The organism is Allosphingosinicella sp., assembly GCF_036403745.1.
GTDB lineage: Bacteria > Pseudomonadota > Alphaproteobacteria > Sphingomonadales > Sphingomonadaceae > Allosphingosinicella.
Map to the genome: position 1 here is coordinate 1 of NZ_DASWQI010000031.1, position 18,425 is coordinate 18,425.

The following is an 18,425-nucleotide window of genomic DNA, read 5'->3' on the forward strand; positions in this document are numbered from 1 at the left end:
GCACTGGAACCAGTGGCTGCTGTGTGATCGTGCGCAGGCTGCGCCGTGCGCGAGCGTCCAGCCGCTGACCCCCTACACGCGGGTGACGGCGCGCAAGTCCGGTTGGCAATGGCGGATCCCGCTCCAGCACCGCATCGGCAACGGCTACGTCTATTCGAGCGCCCACCTCTCCGACGACGAGGCCGCCGCGACCCTCCTCGCCAATCTGGACGGCGCGCCCGCCGGCGACCCGCGCCCGCTGCGCTTCAAGGCCGGCCGCCGCCGCAGCGCCTGGATCGGCAATTGCGTCGCCCTGGGCCTCGCCGCGGGGTTCATGGAGCCGCTCGAATCCACCTCGATCCACCTCGTCCAGTCCGGTATCGTCCGCCTGCTCCAGCTCCTCCCGTCGCAAGCGGGCGTCGGCCCTGCCGAAGCCGCGGAATATAACCGCCAGACCCGCTTCGAATGGGAGCGCATCCGCGATTTCCTCATCCTCCACTTCAAGGCGACCGACCGGCCCGAGCCGTTCTGGCGCGAGGTGCGCGACATGGCGATTCCCGACAGCCTCGCCGAACGCATCGCCCTGTTCCGCGAGAGCGGCCGCATCTTTCGCGACGGCGATGAGCTGTTTACCGAGGCGGGCTGGGTGCAGGTGCTGATCGGCCAGGGGATCGTCCCCGAAAGCTGGCACCCCCTCGCCGACCAATTGAGCGAGGAGGAGCTTGCCGGCTTCCTCGCCGCCGTCAAACGCCAGATCGATCACCATTCCGCCGCCTGGCCCCTCCACGCCGACATCGTCGCCCGCATCGCCGAGAACCGCACATGATCCGCTTCCTTGCTCTCTGCCTCCTCCTCGCCGCCGCCGTCCCCGCCGCGGCCGCCCCGCTCGCGCACCGCCCGGACGGCGTCGAGCTCCGCACCGCCGCGGCCACTCTCCGCATCACGGCGCTGACCAACGACATGCTGCGCGTCCGCATCGCCCGCGGCGCGCGCTTCGACGAGGACGCAAGCTGGGCCGTCGCGGCCGAAATCCGCGCCCGCCACGTCGCCGTCGCGCCCACCGCCGACGGTTTCGCCACCGCCACCCTCCGCGTCCGCCTCGCCGGCGGGCGTCTCGTGGTCGAGGACAAGGCCGGCAAGCTGATCTCGGCGGACGCGGTCGACCCGGTGAAGCTCGACGGCCGCGCCTTCACGCTGCGCAAGCAGCTGCCGATCCGCACCCACATCTTCGGCCTCGGCGACAAGACCGGCGGCCTCGACCGCCGCGGCAAGGCGTTCGTCGACTGGAACACCGACGCGTTCGGCTTCTCCTCGTCCGACGACCCCATCTACAAGTCGATCCCCTTCTTCCTCGCCGTCGGCGGGGAAGGGGGCAGCTACGGCCTGTTCCTCGACAACACGCGCCGCACCTGGTTCGATTTCGGCCATCGCGAGGAAGACGTCATCGCCCTCGGCGGCCCCGACGGCCCGATCGATTATTACCTGATCGCCGGCCCCAGCACCGCCGAGGTCGTCCGCCGCTACACCGATTTGACCGGCAAGGCGCCGCTCACGCCGCTCTGGGCATTGGGCTACCAGCAGTCGCGCTACAGCTACATGTCCGCCGAGGAAGTGCGGCAGATCGCCGCCCGCCTCCGCGCCGACCGCGTCCCCACGGACGTGCTGTGGATGGACATCGACTATCAGGACCGCAACCGGCCCTTCACCGTCAACACCACGACCTACCCGGACATGAAGGGCCTGGTCGCCGATCTCGGCCGCCAGGGGTTCAAGGCGATCACCATCACCGACCTCCACGTCGCCCGCCTGCCCAACCAGGGTTATGCCCCCTATGACAGCGGCGCGGCGATTAACGCCTTCGTCCACAATCCGAACGGCAGCGTCTACGTCGCGCCGGTCTGGCCCGGCCCTTCCGTCTTCCCGGATTTCACCGACGCGAAGGTCCGCACCTGGTGGGGCGGCCTGTTCCGCCGCCAGGTCGAGGACGGCATTGCCGGCGCCTGGAACGACATGAACGAGCCGGCGATCTTCGAAACGCCGACCAAGACCATGCCGCTCGACATCGCCCACCGCATCGCGTCGGACGATTTCGCCCCCCGCACCGCCAGCCACGCCGAGATCCACAACGTCTACGGCATGGAGAATACCCGCGCGACCTATGAGGGCCTGCGTCGCCTCGCCCCCAACGAGCGCGCCTTCGTCATGACGCGGGCGAGCTATGCCGGCGGCCAGCGCTACGCCGTCACCTGGACCGGCGATAACTCAGCCACCTGGGACCACCTCAAGCTCTCGGTCCAGCAGCTCATCAACCTCGGCCTCTCCGGCTTCTCTTACTCCGGCGCCGACGTCAGCGGGTTCGCCGGCGGGCCGAGCCCCGACCTCCTCACCCGCTGGTTCGAGATCGGCGCCTTCTACCCCGTCTTCCGCGACCACAGCGCGGTGAACACCCCCCGCGTCGAGCCTTGGGTGGACGGACCCGAGCACCTCGCCATCCGCCGCCGCTTCGTCGAGGAACGCTATCGCCTGATGCCCTATCTCTACGCGCTCGCCGACGAGAATGCGCGGGTGGGAGACCCCATCCTCCGCCCGGTCTTCTACGACCATCCCGCCGCCCTCCAGATGGGCTGCGACCAATCCTTCGCCTTCACGCTGGGCCGCGACCTCCTCATCGCCCCGCCGCCCCGCCCGGAAAGCCCGGCGAAATATGACATCTGCCTGCCGCCCGGCGGCTGGTACGATTACTGGACCGGCCTCCCCGAGAGCGATGCCGCCGCCAAGACGATCTCCGCCACCCCGGCGCTCGACCGCCTCCCCGTCTTCGTCCGCGCCGGCACGATCCTGCCCCGCCAGCCGCTCGTCCAATCGACCGCCGAGACTCCGAAGGGTCCTCTCACCCTCGACATCTACCCCGGCCCCGATTGCCGCGGCATGCTGTACCTCGACGACGGCCACTCGATGGACTTCGAAAAAGGCGCCTACCTGCGCCAGACGATCCGCTGCAGCGTCACCCAGGCCGGCCTGCAGATCGATTTCGACCGCCGTCAGGGCAGCTTCCACCCCTGGTGGCGCGAGATATCGGTGACCATCCACGGCCGCTCGGCTAGTGGGCAAGTGACAGGCGGCGGCCGCGACATTCCCTCCCGCTATGACAGCCAGACTCACTTGCTGCGCTTTGACCTTGCCGACCAGCCGGAAGGCCATGTGACGGTGCGCTGACCCTGTGCCTCCCCATCCACAGGATGGGGAGGGGGACCACCCGAAGGGTGGTGGAGGGGTCTTGCGAAGAGCGCAGGAGCTACCCGCCCACTCCGCTGCGGCGAGCGCCAAATACCCCTCCACCAGCTTCGCTGGTCCCCCTCCCCATGCTCCGCATGGGGAGGCACGAGCGTCAGCGCATCGTGAACACGCTCCTGTCGAGCACCCGCCCGCCGGCCTCGATCAGCGCGAGCGTGTGGCGCCCCGGCCCTGGCAGCACCATCGGCCCCTCGGCCGCCTCGCCGGCATCCTGGCCGTCGAGGCTGAGCCGCTCGCCCGATACGGCGCCGACGGTCTTCAGCCTTATCTTCTGGCTCTTCACCGGAATGTCCGGGTCGAGGGCGTAGACGGCGCCCGAAAGCGGGCTGACGATGCGCGGCCGCCGGGCAGTGGCGGGGGCCGCGGCGAGGCTCGGCTGGCCGGTGCCGGCGAGGAAGAATTCGCGCCGCGCCGGCTCGTTCGGCCCGGCAAAGGCCACCGCCCGCGGCTCGATTCCCGCCGGCGCCGCGGGCCGCCCGCCCGGCCGTCCCGCGTGCAGCGCCAGCATCACGTCCCGCCACACCGGCGCCGCCCCGCTCGTCCCCGACACCCGCGTCATGCTGTCGCCCTCGGCGTTGCCGATCCACACCGCGACGGTGAACCGGCTCGAAAAGCCGACGCACCAATTGTCGCGCATGCCCTTCGACGTCCCGGTCTTCGCCGCCGCCCAGAAGGGAAGGCGTAGCGCCGAATCGAGCCCGAACGTCCCCGCCCGCGCGCCTGCATCCGCCATCATGTCGGCGACGATCCAGGCGGCGCGGGCATCGGCGATGGCGTGCGGCTCCCCGGCCGGATCGTCCATCCGCATCCGCAGCGGCACGTACCGCCCGCCGTCGCCGAGCGCCCGGTACGCCGCCGCCTGCTGGAGCAAGGTCACCTCCGCCGATCCCAGCGCGAGGCTGTAGCCATAATAATCGCCGTCCTGCGTCAGGCCCTTATAGCCGAGGTCCCACAGCCGGTCGCGAAAGTCCTCCACCCCGTCGAGCAGCAGCGCCCGCACCGCCGGCACGTTGAGCGACCCCGCCAGCGCCGTCCGTACGCTCACCGGCCCCTTGAACTCATGGTCGTAATCCTTGGGCACATAGAGGCCGGACGCGGTGTCGAGCTGTACCGGGCTGTCGTCCAGGATCGAGGCGGCGGTGAGGAAGCCGCGTTCGATCGCCTGCGAATAGAGGAACGGCTTTAGCGTCGACCCCGCCTGTCGATAGGCGTCCGCATTGTCGACCGACGGCGCGGTCGATGCGCTGCCCGCCACCCCGCCGACATAAGCCAGCACGTCGCCGCTGGCATTGTCGACCACCACCACCGATCCGTCCCGCGCCCGGTCGCCGAGCCCGAGCAGCTGCCGCCGGAGCGCTTCGGCCGCCGCGCGCTGCACGCCGGCGTCGATGGTCGAATTCACCGTCTCCCCCGGCTGGCGGAGCAGCTTGTGCGCGAGGTGCGGCGCCAGCCCGGGATCGTCCGCAAGCCGCCGGTCCGGCCCCGTCATCGCCGAAGCTTCCGCAACGAGCGTCATGCAGTCCGCCCGGTGCCCGAGCCGGCACGCCCGCCGCCCCACCGCCTGCGGGTCCGCCTGCGGCGCCGGGAGCAGGGCCGCGAGCAGCAGCCCGTCGTCCGGCCCCAGCGCGGCCGGCGCCCGCCCGAACAGGGCCCGCGACGCGGCGCCGATCCCCTGCACCTCGCCGCGGAACGAGGCGAGGTTCAAATAGGCTTCGAGGATTTCATCCTTGCTCCACCCCGCCTCGACCGCATGGGCGGCGCGGAGCTGGCGGATCTTCTCCCTGAGAGAGCGCGACCCCGGCCCGCCCAATTGCGGCGCCAGGAACCCCGCGACCTGCATCGACAGCGTGCTCGCCCCCCGCGCATGACGCCCGCGCAGCGCCGCCCAGGCCGAGCCGGCAAGCCCGCGCCAGTCGACGCCGCTGTGGCTGGCGAACCGCCGATCCTCCGCCTGCACCACCGCCTGCCGCACCGCCGGCGCGACCTGGGCGAGCGGCACCCATTCCAGTCGCCGCACCGCCATGTCGATCCGCACCGTCTGGAGGAGCCGCCCGTGCCGGTCCTTGAGCCACGCCTCGCTCGGCCGCCACGCCGCCTTCGTCTCCGCATAAGAGGGGAGGGGCGGCGGCGCCGTCCACAAATCGACCGCGGCGAGGAGAAGCAGCGGCGTCAGCACCCAGACGCTGGGACTCCGCCGCAGCCAGCCAAGCGGCGTCACGGCGCCACGTCCAGCGGCCCGTTCGGCAGGCTCGCCCTGATCTCCGGCGAATACATGGCCTCGACATGGGTCGGCGGCAGCTGGAAGCGGCCGGCGCTGTTGATCCGCACCGCATATTCGACGCTCATCTTCCCGCGCGGCATCCAGCCGTAATAAGCCCGCCAATAGCCGTGGCCGCGGTCGATATAGCTCGGCCACCAGCCGGCGACGCCGTCCGCTTTCTCCGCCAGCAGCGACGATTGCCCGCCACCGCCGACGATCGACGCCCCCGCCGGGACAGGGTCCTCGACCACCACCCAGCTCCGCGCCGCCGGCGCCTCGACCGTGATGCGCACCTTCATCACGTCGCCGCGGCTGACCGCGCCCGGCGCCTTTCGGACCAGGAAGCTCACCTCACGCGACACCTTGTAGCCGGCAAAGGACGGCGCGGTGAGCGGCACCGCCGCCCGCACCGACACGAAGGCCCAGGGCTGCGCCCCGCCGGCGTGAGACAGGAGCAAAGGCATCTCGCCCGCGGGCAGCGGGAAGTGCATCGGCTGCGGGGCAGGCCAGTTGCGAGTCATCGTGTCGCCGCCGAGCTGCGCCGTCGTCATCCCCACCGGTGAACCGGGGAACGCGGCGGCGAAGCGGCGGACGGCCAGCGTCCCCCAGGCATTGGCCGGAGTCGTGTCCCAATGGCCGCGGCGCTGGCGCATGGCGACGCCGATCATCATCTTCGGCACCTCGTCACCCCAGCCCTGCCGGCCGGTCGCGACGTAGAGCGCCTTGATCGCCATCTCGTCGCCGCTGATCATCATCCACCACGGCGCCGTGCTGTTGTCGGTGATGTCGAGCCGCGTGCCTTCGTAGACGATGCGCTGCCGCAGCGCCTGCTCGGCCGCCTGCTTCGGCCGCGGCCCGATGCCGGGCGTGCGGTCGAGGATGACGATCCAGTCGGCAAGGCTCGCCGTCGGCATGTCGCGCAGCGGCATCGCCACCCGCGCCGCCATCGCTGCCGTCGAGGCGTTGTTGCGGGCGAGCGCGGCGAGCGCCGCCAGCCGCAGCAGCCGCGCGTCGGCGGGCGCCTCCGAAGCGTCCTTCAGCCGCCCGTCGACCACGGTGCGCAGCGCGTCGAGCAGCTTCGCCTTGCGGTCGTCGGGCCAGGGCAGGCCGGCTTCCGCCGTGATCGACACGGCGTAGGCGGTGAGGGCGATCGAGCCGTCCTGGTGCTCGCCCGGCCAGTAACGGAGCAGGCCGTTGTCGGTCATGTAGTGCGGCAGCTCGGCCATTTGCCGCCCCCACGCCTCATGGTCGTCGAGCGCGATGACCTTGGAGAGCCGCTGCTCGAAGCAGCCATAAGGATAAGCCAGCATATAGGCGCGCACCCCGAGCAGCGACGGCGCCGGCGAGGCGGTGAGCGCCACGTCGATGCCGCCGCGTCCCGGCAGGGCCCCGTCGGGAGGTCCGACCGGCACGCGCAGCCCCGGCGACAGCCGCAGGAAGCTCGCCGCCCAAGTCTCCTCCGGCACCGGCGGCACGACCTGCTCGTCGACGACGATGCGGTCTCCCGCCGTCCCGCCGTTGATCCGTGCCGTGACCGTCCAGCGCAGCGACTCCGTCTCCGGCGCCGTCACCCGCCAGACCACCGGCACGGCTCCGCCCGCGGGGACCGTGACGGTCTGCGGCTTCAACGCTCCGGCCAGCGGCGTGACTTCCGCCGACGCCGTGACCTTCAAGTCCCGCTCCGTGCTGTTGCGCAAGGTGAACACCGCGTCGAACTGGTCGCCCGAGCGCACCAGCGGCGGCACCCCGGAATAGAGGCCGAGATCCTGCACGGTGCGGATGTCGGCGCTGCCCGTGCCGAACAGGTCTCCGCCCGCCGTCGCCACGGCGACCAGCTTGTAGGAGGAGAGGGCGTCGGCCAGCGGCACCTGCACGGTCGCGCGGCCCTGCTCGTCGAGCGGCACCCGGCCCTTCCACACCAAAAGCGGCCGGAAGTCGGAGCGCGCCACGGCGGACAGGTCGCCGCCCCCGCCGCCGCCCACGGCCAAGGCCTTGCGGCCGTAATGCCGTTTGCCGACCACCTGCATCTGCGCGGTCGAGGTGACCACCGACAGCGGCCTCTCCTCCATCATCGCGTCCAGCACGTCCCAGGTCTCGTTGGGCGACAGGATCAGCAAAGCCTCGTCGACCGCGGCAAAGGCGATCTCCGCCTCGCGCGGCGCCTTTCCGCCGGGGCCTGTGACCTGCACCGCCACGTTGGCCGTATCCCGCACATGGTATTTCTCGCGCTCGGGCTTCACCTTGACCTTGAGCTCGTGCGCTTCCCAGCCGACCTTCACCTTGGCGATGCCGAGGCGGAAGGCGGGCTTGGCGAGGTCGACGAGCGCCGTCGGCTGGCCGGGGTCGGCGAAGAAGGGCAGATGCCATTTCTTGGCGAACTCGGCGACCCACAGCCGCCACCCCGCGACCCGCCCGCGCACCGCCATCACCGAAATGTAGACGTCTGGCGCATAGCTCCCGGCCATCGGCACCTCGATCACCGGGTCCTTGCCCGAAATCTGGGTGACGAAGGACGAGAGCACCCCCTCGCGCTCGACGGTGACGAGCGCCGTCGCCTCGCGGAACGGCATGCGCACCTGCACCTTGGCGGTGTCGCCCATATGATAGGATTTGGCGTCGGGGATGACGTCCATGCGGTCGCCATTGTCGCCGCCGAACCACCAATCGTCGTCGCCCGCCAGAAAGACGGAGGTAACCGCCCGCGCTTCGTTCCCCGCCTGGTCGCGGGTCATCGCCACCGCGATCACCTCGCCCGACACACCGGGATCGATCGTACAATCGGCCATGCCGTGCTCGTCGGTGACGCCCGAGCAATGGCCGGCGAGCTTCGTCACCCGGGCATTGTTGTCGAACGCGTAGAAGCCGCCGATCAGCCGCCGCCGCGCCGACAGGATTTCTCGCGTGTAGAGCTGCACCTCGACCGGCTGGCCGCGCACGATCTTGCCGTCGAGATCGAGCGCCGCGACCTTCAGCCGCATCTCGCCCGCGCGCTGCATCCACCCGTCGGGCTTGATGCCGAGCCGGATCGCGGAGGTGTAGAGCGGGATGGACGTGGCGGTGGTCAGCGTCTCGCCGTTGGCATCCTCATAATCCATCTCGACTCGCAGCCGCGCGCTGTCCGTCAGCTCGGGGATATCGAGGTCGGTCCTGAGCGCCCCTTCCTTGCCGAGCGTCAGCGGCAAGGTGGCGGAGGAGGGGAGGTGGCCCGCCCCGTCCTCGCCCTGCTCCTCGTCGAGCGGGGTCGTGCCCTCGCGGATCGCCTCGCCGCCGAAGGTCCAGCCGTCCCAGCCGTCCGGCCGGTCGCGCATCGCCTCATATTGGGTCCTGAGCTTGACCGGCGCCCCGCCCGCGCCCCCGCCGGCCAGATAGCCGAGATAGAGGTCGAGCGGCAGCTTGCGCATCCGCGCGCCGTTGGTCTTGGGCCCATGAATGCTCGCCCGCATCGTCGGCAGCCGATATTCGTCGACGCGGAAGGTCTGGTTGGTGTCGTTGAGCGTCTCGCCCACCTTCCACTTCACCGCATAGGTGCCGCCCGGCGCGTCCTTCGGCGCCAGCCATTCGCTCTCGCCGATCCCGTCGCCGCCGATCGTGAGCGGCAGCTCGTAGGCCGTGTCGGAGCCGATATGCTGGAGGATGAGCTTGCCGTTCACCGCCCCGCCCGAGCGGTAGCCGGACGGCGTCGGCGCCCGGTAGACATGCTTCATGTGCACCGTTTCGCCGGCCCGGATGAGGGTGCGGTCGAGGATGGTGTGGAAGATCGGCGAGGCGTCGCGATAGCCCCAGGGCAGGTCGAAATCGTAGGGCCCGATCCCCTGGTTCCACGAGGAGAGGACGAACGAGAAGTCCCCGCCCAGCCGCGCCGAGACCATCAAGGGCGGCGAATCGTCGCTCTCGCCGTCGCACCCGCTGCGCGAGGAGGGAGCGGGGAGGCCGGACTGCACCGCCATCCGCCCCTGGCTGTCGGTAAGGCCGGTGGCGAGCTGCCGCCCCGTGCAGCTGTCGGTCACCCGCACCGAAGCGCCGGCGACCGGCGCGCCGCTGTCCAGCGCCGTCACCCAGACCAGGGAGGTCGCGCGGCCCCATTTGAAATGGACCGACAGGTCGGTGACGAGCGCGGCGGCCGCGACATAGCGCGTCGCCGGCCGCGCCAGCAGCGCCCGCCCCAGAGTCGGGCTGGCCAGCTCGACGACATAGAATCCGGGCTTGGCGAGCGGCATGCCGATCACTTCGAACTGCCGCCCCTTGCCCGGCAGCGGCAGCTGCATGCGCTGCACCCCGCCCTGCACCCCGCCCGGCGCGTTGGCGGCGAAGACCGAGCGGTCGCCGGTATGGTTGACCTGCACCTTGGCCTTGCCGCGCTTCTCGTCGCGTATGTCGTCGCGCTGCGCCTTCTCGATCTTGCGGATCCAGCCGGCCACCGCGCCGTCGTCATTGCCGTCGATCCGCGCCGCGCCGCCGCCGATCGCCTGCACCGCCTCGCCGAGCTCCGGCTCGACCCCGCGCACCGTCACCGGCAGCACCCCGCCCTGCTTCGCCTCGAGGATGCCGAACGGCGCCGCGAATTTGACGAGCGGCGGCGGCTGGTCGATCGCGACGTCGAGCGGAAAGCGCCGCGCGTTGGACAGCGGCCGGCCGCTGAAGTCCGTCAGCCCCGCCGGCATCACCAGCTTCGCGGTCGTGCCGGGCGGCAGCGGCGGCTTGAACTTCAGGGTGGAAAGCGTCGGCGCGTGCCCATCGTCGATCGGCGCGATGCTCCGCCCCGCCGCCTCGAGCCGTACCGCCAGCGCCCGCGCCCGCGGCACCGGCGCGGAGAATTCCACCTTCATCGCCTCGACCGGATCGCACCCAGCCTGCGGATTGACCCGGCCGCAGGTCAGCCGCGCGCTGAATTCCTTGCGCACCGAAAAGTCGAAGCGCTGGTCCGAGCCCGCCGTGCGGCCCGCGGGCGAGCGGATAGACGCCCCCCACACCACCGACATGTCGTGCCCCGGCGGCAGCGGCCGGCGGCATTTCACCGCCATGATCCGCGCCTTGGCCGCCGCAATGGCCGCCGCGCCTTCCGGCGCAGTACCGTCCGCCGTCGCCGCTTCGAGCAGCTCGTCGCGCGTATATTTGGAGAGGCCTGCCACCACCCGGTCGACCATCGGCTGCGGCACGACGTCGATGGCGATCCGCTCGCCGATCCCGTCCACCGCGCAATAGGCCCCCGCCGCCACCGAGGCGCGGTCGACAGGGCCGTTCGGTACGACGAGGAACGCCTGGTCCTCCTCGATATCCTCATTGCCCTCGCGCGGCAGGATCATCGCCGCATAGGGCCCGCCGCCGTCGATGGTGAAGGCGCGGGTGCCGGTGACGGCGCGCCCCGCCAGCGTCTTCAGCCCGGCGGCGAGCGTAGCGTGGCAGGTCGACCCCGCGGGCAGCACCTGGTCATATTCCCACACATAGGTGCTGGCGTCGGTCCAGCGCCCCTTGCCCGGCGTCGGGCAGGCCATGGCGATCGGCGCCGGCCGCTGCTTGCCGAGCGGCGTCATCGCTTCCGAGAACCGGATCGTGAACCGCCCGATCGCGCGGCCCGAAAGCCCCGGCGTGGCGGTCAGCACCGTCGGCGGCACCACCGCCGACGCGCCGAGCGGCGCCAGCAGGAGGAGCGGGCAGGTGAGAAGAGCGAATCGCCTGAGCCGGTCCCACATCGTCGACGCCCTCCAGAGAGCGCCTGTGATGCCTTAATCCATGTCGGCCGTCCAGCGGCGAACCGTTATTTTTTTACGACGAACGGAGGCGGAGCGAAGCCGTTGAACCGAGGCCTTTTCTCCGTGCCAACATGCCGTGGACGGGGGTTCTGGCGGGGCCCGCCGACCCAGCGGCGCGGCGGCGGTTGCGCGGCGGGCGCCAATATCATATTTTGATAATGCAAGGAGAGGCCCATGCCCGCCAGTTACTCGATCGGCACGCATTTCGAAGAGTTCGTCCGGCGCCAGGTGCAGGGCGGGCGTTTCGCATCGGCCAGCGAGGTGGTGCGCGAGGGGCTGCGGCTGATGGAGGAACGTGAGGCGGAGCGCGCCGCCCGGCTCGAGGCGCTTCGCGCGGACATAGCGCGCGGGCGCGAGAGCGGGCCCGGCATTCCGGCCGAGGACGTCTTCGCGCGGGTGCGTGACCGGATCGCAGGGGCGCCGCGCAAGCGGGCGGCCGGTTGAGCCGGGTCCACTTCTCCCCGGAGGCGGAAGCCGACCTTGTCGCGATCGCGCTCCACATCGCCGCCGACGATCCGGAGCGGGCCCTCGCCTTCGTCGCGGAACTGGAAAGCCGCTGCCTCTCCCTGACGCGCTTTCCCGGCCGAGGGCGCGACCGTGCCGATCTCGCCGCGAACCTGCGTTCGCTCGTGCACGGGCGCTACATCATCTTCTACACGCCGGCGGCCACGGTCAGGATCGAGCGCATCCTCCACGGATCGCGGGACCTGGATGCGGAGTTCCGGGCCCCGACGGATTGAGCCCCCCCTTCAGGAAAGCCGCCTGGCGTCCGCCTTGAGGAGCTGCATGCCGGCAAGGTCGCCGAAATATTCGAGGCTGCGCTCGTCGAGGGCGAGCTCGAGCTTCAGCGCGAGCGCGGCGATGTCGGTAGCCGGGGTACGCAGCAGGCTCTGCAGCGCCTCCTCATGCCGCTCGCCGACGCGGTCGTAGAAGGCCTCGTCCTCGCTGTCCGCGGCGGCGGCGAGGGCGGCGTCGGCGCGCTGGTAACGGGCGAGGGCGCGGTTCCATTTCCTCTCCACGTCATGCCGGACCTGATCCGGCATCCACCTTCCTCCTTCTGAACCGGGTGAGAAGAAGGTGGACCCCGGATCAAGTCCGGGGTGACGGGGAGGCGCCAGCACAGGCGCCGCGCAGGCGGCTAGCAGCGCACGGCGGGTCAGGCTAAGCTGCCCAGCAGCCATCCTTCGCCTCCTTTTCGTGGGAGTCGTGGGCGGGTCGGTGCCGAAGGCGTGAGCCTCGGCTCTCTTGTTTATTTTGGTACACCACATTTCAGGGGCGGGTCAATAGCCGAGGGAGAAAAAAGGGGTCGCGGGCGTCCGAGGACCGGGCGCGATCCTCCTGTGACGGTGCGACTGCCTGCGGCAACGAGGACGGCGATCGACACCTGGGTCGACCAGCAACCGGACCCAAAGCCTTCACGCTCCGAGGCAATACGGCGGCTTTTCGAAAAGGGGCTGGGCTTCGCCTGAAGAGGCACGCCCCGGGAAGCGAGAGCGCAAACGTCTCCGGGTCGTAACGCGCTTGCGATAAGGCGCAGATATGATTTCCATGTGGAAGAGGCCTTCCAGCTCTTCGCCGACCAGCACGGCGGGTGCTCAAGCTGGCCCTTACACCGTAGCGGGCAGCGCGCCTGCCAGCGCCGCGGCCTCCCGGCGGCGCTGGGTGAGCCCCATCACGACCAGCCCCACGCCCGCGACTGCGAAGCTGATGGCGAGAACGACGCCGAAGCTGGACACCATCTCCTGCGTCTCGTTGAACAGGATGATTGCGATCGCCGCCATCGGCAGACCGAGCAGCAGCGTCATGCCGAGCCCGAAATCGGTGAGGCCGCGAAGCACCAGCCAGAACCAGTCCGCGTGATAGGCGCCGCGCGCCTGGATGCCCACGTCGAGCGAGATCAGACCTCGGAGCAGGAGCCAGATCATCGTCACCGTCGTCAGCGGAAACAGGCCCTTCCACCCGCTGTCGATGAAGAGAATCCCCGCGAGGACGGTGAGGAATCCGGAGCAGAGGGTCACCTTGCCGAGCAGGGTGCGATGGGCGCCCCAGCCCAAGGCGAATTCGGCCGCGCCGCCGGCCAGGAGCATCCAGCCTACGGAATCCGCCAGGCGGCTTCGGGTCACGAACGGCAGGCCCACAGCCAGGGCGGCGATCGCAACCTTGAGGAGGCCGCAGGCGAACGTCCAGCCCCATGACGAGGCTTCGAAAAGGGGTTGCGGGCGCTCGCCGCGCGGGAGTTCGGTGGACGACATGGACTGCCTTTCAGGCGGCGAGGGGCACGTGGGAGGAAAAGGTCGCGTGGGTCACTTCGACGCGAAGGCCGGAGCCGCTGGACACCTCCCGGATCTGCGCCTTCAGCTGCTTGGCGAGTGCCGCCACGATCGCCGTTCCGAGGCCGCTCGAAGCGCTCGGCGGTGCTGCCGCCCTGCCGCTGCCGTTGTCCGCGACGCTGAGCTTCCAGCCCGATCCGTCGAATTCGAGAGCGACGGTGATACGCGCGCCTGCCCGCGCGGTCGGAAAGGCATATTTGAGCGCGTTGATGACGAGCTCGGTCACAATCAGGCCGAGGCTCACGGCGTCGCTGCTTGGCAGGGTGCCCTCGCCGGCCTCCACGTGGATCTCGATTCCGTGGTGCGGCCCGATCATCGAGGCGGCGAGGCCGGCGCTGAGCTTGGTCAGATAGGCGGCCACGTCGATGCGATCGATGCCGTCGACATCGTTGAGATGGCTCTGCACCTCCGCCACCGACATGACGCGTTTGTGCGCGTCGCGCAGCTCCAGCCGGGTCTCCTCGGAGCCGACCGCTCCGGCTTTGAGCAGCAGGATGCTCGCGATGATCTGGAGGCTGTTGGCGATGCGGTGCCGCATCTCGTGCAGCAGCGTTTGCTGCTCGTCGAGCAGGCGCTCGGTATGCTCGAGCAGTTCCTGCTTCTCCCGTTCGACGGCGCGGCGGGCGGTGATGTCCCGGAAGGCGATGAGAATGGTCGGGCTGGAGCTGTCCTCGTACCGCACCAGACGCGCGTCGAGCAGCATCGTCCGCCGCCCGAGGTGGCGGAAATCATCCTCCACCTCGATGCTCTCCATCGACGTACGCTCGGACAGGATCGTCGCAACCAACCGGCGCAGCGCGGGAATGTCCCACTGCCCGCCGCCAAGCTCGAAGAAGGGCCGGCCGTGCGTCTGCGCCGCATCCTCGCTGAAATATTCGTAGAAGCAGCGGCTCGCGGCGAGCACGAGCAATTCCTGATCGAGCACCACGAAAGGCTCGGGCAGCGTGTCGACGATCGCCAGCGCCAGCGTCTGAGCGTCCGCGAGATTGTCGAATTGTTGCATGAGCCTGCTCCCGTCGGCGGGAGCATGGGAGTATCTCTCAGCCACCGTGCGCCTGAGCTTTGCGGTGGTGAGACCATCGTACATGTTTGCCGTAGATAGTCTAACCTAAATTAGGGCCAGTGCCTGCTTCGACGCCTTCGCCGAACTGAACGCTGTCGATGAGCATCCTGGTTTTCATCCACAACTTCGACCCCTCGCCTGTCTCGTTCCGGGGTCGGCGGGAGCAGGCGCACTTGGTGCCCCCACCCCCCACGCTTGCCCGATCCGTCACGCTCCTGTAACCAGAGGGTAAGTCACGGCGACGGCTCGCCCGGCGCCGGCAGGATATAAGAGTATCAAGCCATGGCGCAGCAGCAGGCCGCGACGCTACCGCCTTCCGGAGGGGCGCTTTCCCCGGGATCGGCGCCTCTACCTGGACAGGTACCCTCCTCCGGACAGGCGCCTCCGCCCGTCCCAGGCTCCGCCGAGCCGGACACGCTCCCCTCCTATCCCCGCCGCGCGCCGCACCCGCAGAGCTACGGCGCGCTCGATCTTGGCACCAACAATTGCCGCCTGCTCATCGCCCGCCCCACCGACGAGGGCTTCACCGTCATCGACGCCTTCTCGCGGGTCGTCCGGCTGGGGGAGGGGCTCGCCACCTGCGGCAAGATCAGCGACGAGGCGCAGGACCGCGCCGTCGCCGCGCTCTCCGTCTGCGCCGACAAATTGCGCCGCCGCCGCGTCACCCTCGCCCGCTCGGTCGCGACCGAGGCCTGCCGCCGCGCCGTCAACGGCCGCGACTTCGTCGAGCGGGTGCGGCAGGAAACGGGCATCGTCCTCGAGATCATCGCGCCGGAAGAAGAGGCGCGGCTCGCCATGCTCGGCTGCCACCGGCTGCTCGAGCCCGGCGACGGCCCCGCCCTCATCTTCGACATTGGCGGCGGCTCCACCGAACTGGTGCTCGTCGACACCGACGGCGACAACATCCCCAAGATCAAATGCTGGTGGAGCGCGCCCTGGGGCGTCGTCTCGCTGACCGAGAGCGAGGGGAGGGTCTTTGCCGACGCCGCCGAGCGGCTCGCCGCCTTCGGCCGCATGAAGGAGCGCGTCCGCCACGCCTTCCGACGCTTCGCCGAACTGCTCCCCGCCGACAAGGCCAACATCCGCCTGCTCGGCACCAGCGGCACCGTCACCACGCTGGCAAGCGTCCACCTCGCGCTGCCGACCTACGACCGGCGCATGGTCGACGGCCTGCAGATGCCCGCGGAATCGATGCGGGAGATCAACGCCATGCTCTCCTCGATGAGCATCGACGAGCGCGCCCAACTCCCCTGCATCGGCCACGACCGCGCCGACCTCGTCGTCGCCGGCTGCGCCATATTGGACGCGATCATCGACATGTGGCCCGCCGAGACCTTGGGCGTCGCCGACCGCGGCATCCGCGAGGGGATCCTGCGCACCCTCATGGCGCGGGACGGGTACAAATTGTGATGAGACCGAACTTGCCTCCCCATCCGGCAGGATGGGGAGGGGGACCGCCAATTTTGGCGGTGGAGGGGTATTTGCCGCCCGCCGTGACCGCCTCGATCCCCACCTTGAGCCCTACGCAATACCCCTCCACCACCTTCGGTGGTCCCCCTCCCCATCTTCGATGGGGAGGCACAAGGTCGTGAAGCACATCCGAACCGCGAAGGGGCGCAAGGTCAGCTCGACCAAATGGCTCGAGCGCCAGCTGAACGACCCCTATGTGAAGCGCGCCAAGGCCGAGGGCTACCGCTCCCGCGCCGCGTACAAATTGATCGAGCTCGACGACCGCTTCGGCTTTCTGAAGGGCGCCGAACGCGTCATCGACCTCGGCGTTGCGCCCGGCGGCTGGACCCAGGTGGTGCGGAAGCGCGTGCCCAAGGCACTGGTCGTCGGCATCGACTTCCTCCCCACCGAGCCGATCGACGGCGCCACCCTCCTCCAGCTCGATTTCATGGACGAGACCGCGCCCGCCAAGCTGCGCGAGGCGCTCGGCGGCCTCGCCGACATCGTCCTGTCGGACATGGCCGCCAATACGGTCGGCCACCCGCAGACCGACCACCTCCGCACCATGGGCCTCGTCGAAGCCGGCCTCGAATTCGCCGCCGAGATATTGAAGCCCGGCGGCGCGTACGTGGCCAAGGTCCTGGCGGGCGGCGCCGACAACAATCTCGTGGCGGAGCTGAAGCGCCGCTTCACCATCGTCAAGCACGCCAAGCCGCCTGCCAGCCGCAAGGGCTCGTCCGAATGGTATGTCGTCGCGCAGGGCTTCAAGGGCTGATCCGCCTCCGCCTCAGCTCCCGGGGTACGGCCGCTCCTTGAGCAGCCCGGCCAGGTGCGCCGCGTTGGACGCCGCCATCGCCGCCGTCGATTGCACCTTGTCCGGCACGTTCGGCAGCTGGTTGAAGTTCGTCTTCGCCATCGCCTCGCCGACCCAATAAGCGACCGCCGCCGCCGGGATCGTCCAGCCCGTGTCGGACAGCGCCTGGTAAAGCTCGGCGCTGACATGGTGCGCCCCGTCCTCGTTGCCGACCACCGCCACCAAAGCGACCTTGCCGTAGCTCGGCATCCGCCCCTTCTCGTCCGTCTCCGAGAGGAAGGCGTCCATCCGCTCCACCACCCTCTTCGCGATGCTGGAGGGCTGCCCCATCCAGATCGGCGTCCCGAAGATCAGGATGTCGTTCTCGAGGATCCGGCGCCTTATGTCCGGCCATTCGTCGCCCTCGCCCTCGTCGGAGCTGACGCCCGGCTTCACGTCATGGTCGGCGATGCGGATCGTCTCGGAAAAGGCGACCCCGTGCTTCTTCAGCTCCGAGACTAGCAGCCCGATCATGTCGTCGGTCGAGCTGTCCTCCCCGCCGCTCGGCTTAAGGCTGCAGTTGAGGGCGATCGCGCTGAGCGGCATTTGCGACATCTCCATTTCGGCTGGGCTCGGGCTGGAGACGCGTGGGCCCGTCGGTCGTTCCCGGCGCGCAACCAAAGCCCCCTTCGATCATTGCAGGCCCGTCACCTCCACCAGAGAAGGACGATTCCGTATGCGTAAACTCGTCATGTGCGCCCTGCTTGCAGCGGCGCCGCTCTCCGCCTGCCAGACCTATGGCGACGGCCCCGGCTACCGCGACCGCTATGCCGGCGATTGGGGCCGCCAGTATCGCGAAGGCGCCTATGAGCCTTATGCGCTCGGTTCCGACGACATGGTCTATCGCGGCAATGACGGCCGTTATTATTGCAAGCGCCACGACGGCACGGTCGGCCTCGTCATCGGCGCCGGCGTCGGCGCCTTGCTCGGCAACGCCATCGCGCCGCGCGGCTCGAAGACCCTGGGCGCGATCCTCGGCGGTGCCGCCGGCGGCGCCGTCGGCTATTCCGCCGACCGCGACGTTCGCTGCCAGTAAGGCCGGAAAGGGGAGGGCGCCCGGCGCCTTCCCCACCGTCCCTGACCTGACAGGCTGTGCTGACGACGGCGCGCCTCAGCGCCCGCTGAACATCAGGGCGACGGCGGCCATGATCAGGCCGAACGCGGCGAAGTGCCGCCAGTGCAGCGGCTCGCCCAGGAACAGCACCATGAACCCGCCGAAGACGATCAGGGCGATCGCCTCCTGGACGATCTTGAGCTGCGCCGCGCTCCAGCCGGACGCATAGCCGATCCGGTTGGCCGGCACCGCAAAGCAATATTCGATGAGCGCCAGCCCCCAGCTGATCAGGATGACCAGCAGGATCGGCTTCGCCATCCCGCCCTTCAAATGCCAATACCAGGCGGCGGTCATGAATAGGTTCGAGACGACGAGGAGGATGACTGTCGGCAT

The 18,425-nt window shown here is 69.8% G+C and carries 14 protein-coding genes; 7 read left to right on the plus strand and 7 right to left on the minus strand.

Translation table 11 applies throughout. The features are described 5' to 3' along the window. A partial coding sequence (locus VGC56_RS03810) for a tryptophan halogenase family protein (RefSeq protein WP_464123385.1) occupies positions 1 to 805 on the plus strand: 805 nt, incomplete at its 5' end. Then, positions 802 to 3,195, plus strand: coding sequence for a glycoside hydrolase family 31 protein (locus tag VGC56_RS03815; RefSeq protein ID WP_464123386.1), 2,394 nt, complete (start codon positions 802 to 804; stop codon positions 3,193 to 3,195). The genes VGC56_RS03810 and VGC56_RS03815, both read left to right, overlap by 4 nt. A 172-nt stretch (positions 3,196 to 3,367) precedes the next feature. Here the strand turns inward: VGC56_RS03815 and pbpC are convergent, their stop codons facing one another. After that, positions 3,368 to 5,491, minus strand: a complete 2,124-nt coding sequence (pbpC, locus tag VGC56_RS03820; RefSeq protein ID WP_464123387.1) for a penicillin-binding protein 1C — start codon at positions 5,489 to 5,491, stop codon at positions 3,368 to 3,370. Continuing rightward, the gene (locus VGC56_RS03825; RefSeq protein WP_464123388.1) at positions 5,488 to 11,223 is read right to left on the minus strand and encodes an alpha-2-macroglobulin family protein; all 5,736 of its coding nucleotides are present in this window, start codon (positions 11,221 to 11,223) and stop codon (positions 5,488 to 5,490) included. The genes pbpC and VGC56_RS03825 overlap by 4 nt, the downstream gene beginning before the upstream one ends. A gap of 234 nt (positions 11,224 to 11,457) precedes the next feature. Between VGC56_RS03825 and VGC56_RS03830 the strand changes: the two genes are divergently transcribed. Continuing rightward, positions 11,458 to 11,727 (plus strand): type II toxin-antitoxin system ParD family antitoxin, encoded by a 270-nt coding sequence (locus VGC56_RS03830; protein ID WP_464123389.1) that lies wholly within the window; start codon positions 11,458 to 11,460, stop codon positions 11,725 to 11,727. After that, positions 11,724 to 12,023 (plus strand): type II toxin-antitoxin system RelE/ParE family toxin, encoded by a 300-nt coding sequence (locus VGC56_RS03835; RefSeq protein WP_464123390.1) that lies wholly within the window; start codon positions 11,724 to 11,726, stop codon positions 12,021 to 12,023. Before VGC56_RS03830 ends, VGC56_RS03835 begins: the two co-directional genes overlap by 4 nt. Before the next feature lie 9 nt (positions 12,024 to 12,032). Here the strand turns inward: VGC56_RS03835 and VGC56_RS03840 are convergent, their stop codons facing one another. The 3 genes from VGC56_RS03840 to VGC56_RS03850 form a co-directional block, all read right to left on the minus strand. Next, on the minus strand, positions 12,033 to 12,326 hold the full coding sequence (locus tag VGC56_RS03840) for a hypothetical protein (protein WP_464123391.1): 294 nt from the start codon (positions 12,324 to 12,326) through the stop codon (positions 12,033 to 12,035). Positions 12,327 to 12,890: 564 nt separating this feature from the next. Then, complete coding sequence (locus VGC56_RS03845; protein ID WP_464123392.1) at positions 12,891 to 13,535, minus strand: DUF308 domain-containing protein; 645 nt, start codon at positions 13,533 to 13,535, stop codon at positions 12,891 to 12,893. Between the two features lie 10 nt (positions 13,536 to 13,545). Further along, positions 13,546 to 14,616: a sensor histidine kinase gene (locus tag VGC56_RS03850; protein WP_464123393.1), complete on the minus strand. Its 1,071-nt coding sequence runs from the start codon at positions 14,614 to 14,616 to the stop codon at positions 13,546 to 13,548. 342 nt (positions 14,617 to 14,958) lie between these two features. On the opposite strand from VGC56_RS03850, the gene VGC56_RS03855 reads away from it, so the two are divergent. After that, positions 14,959 to 16,086, plus strand: coding sequence for a Ppx/GppA phosphatase family protein (locus VGC56_RS03855; protein WP_464123394.1), 1,128 nt, complete (start codon positions 14,959 to 14,961; stop codon positions 16,084 to 16,086). Between the two features lie 160 nt (positions 16,087 to 16,246). After that, positions 16,247 to 16,900, plus strand: coding sequence for an RlmE family RNA methyltransferase (locus VGC56_RS03860; protein ID WP_464123395.1), 654 nt, complete (start codon positions 16,247 to 16,249; stop codon positions 16,898 to 16,900). A gap of 12 nt (positions 16,901 to 16,912) precedes the next feature. Here the strand turns inward: VGC56_RS03860 and VGC56_RS03865 are convergent, their stop codons facing one another. Beyond that, positions 16,913 to 17,539 (minus strand): flavodoxin family protein, encoded by a 627-nt coding sequence (locus VGC56_RS03865; protein WP_464123396.1) that lies wholly within the window; start codon positions 17,537 to 17,539, stop codon positions 16,913 to 16,915. Between the two features lie 115 nt (positions 17,540 to 17,654). Between VGC56_RS03865 and VGC56_RS03870 the strand changes: the two genes are divergently transcribed. Further along, a complete protein-coding gene (locus VGC56_RS03870) occupies positions 17,655 to 18,014 on the plus strand; it encodes a glycine zipper 2TM domain-containing protein (RefSeq protein ID WP_464123397.1) in 360 nt (119 codons plus the stop codon). A 75-nt stretch (positions 18,015 to 18,089) separates the two neighbouring features. Here VGC56_RS03870 and VGC56_RS03875 read toward each other — a convergent pair whose 3' ends face one another. Then, complete coding sequence (locus VGC56_RS03875; RefSeq protein ID WP_464123398.1) at positions 18,090 to 18,425, minus strand: DMT family protein; 336 nt, start codon at positions 18,423 to 18,425, stop codon at positions 18,090 to 18,092.

What these genes read in the sequence shown, in the direction of transcription:
- VGC56_RS03870 (WP_464123397.1), top strand. Translation starts at nt 17,655, where the DNA reads ATGCGTAAACTCGTCATGTGCGCCCTGCTTGCAGCGGCGCCGCTCTCC.
- VGC56_RS03825 (WP_464123388.1), bottom strand. Translation starts at nt 11,223, where the DNA reads ATGTGGGACCGGCTCAGGCGATTCGCTCTTCTCACCTGCCCGCTCCTC.
- VGC56_RS03840 (WP_464123391.1), bottom strand. Translation starts at nt 12,326, where the DNA reads ATGCCGGATCAGGTCCGGCATGACGTGGAGAGGAAATGGAACCGCGCC.
- VGC56_RS03845 (WP_464123392.1), bottom strand. Translation starts at nt 13,535, where the DNA reads ATGTCGTCCACCGAACTCCCGCGCGGCGAGCGCCCGCAACCCCTTTTC.
- VGC56_RS03815 (WP_464123386.1), top strand. Translation starts at nt 802, where the DNA reads ATGATCCGCTTCCTTGCTCTCTGCCTCCTCCTCGCCGCCGCCGTCCCC.
- VGC56_RS03830 (WP_464123389.1), top strand. Translation starts at nt 11,458, where the DNA reads ATGCCCGCCAGTTACTCGATCGGCACGCATTTCGAAGAGTTCGTCCGG.
- VGC56_RS03865 (WP_464123396.1), bottom strand. Translation starts at nt 17,539, where the DNA reads ATGGAGATGTCGCAAATGCCGCTCAGCGCGATCGCCCTCAACTGCAGC.
- VGC56_RS03850 (WP_464123393.1), bottom strand. Translation starts at nt 14,616, where the DNA reads ATGCAACAATTCGACAATCTCGCGGACGCTCAGACGCTGGCGCTGGCG.
- VGC56_RS03860 (WP_464123395.1), top strand. Translation starts at nt 16,247, where the DNA reads ATGGGGAGGCACAAGGTCGTGAAGCACATCCGAACCGCGAAGGGGCGC.
- VGC56_RS03855 (WP_464123394.1), top strand. Translation starts at nt 14,959, where the DNA reads ATGGCGCAGCAGCAGGCCGCGACGCTACCGCCTTCCGGAGGGGCGCTT.
- VGC56_RS03875 (WP_464123398.1), bottom strand. Translation starts at nt 18,425, where the DNA reads ATGCCGACAGTCATCCTCCTCGTCGTCTCGAACCTATTCATGACCGCC.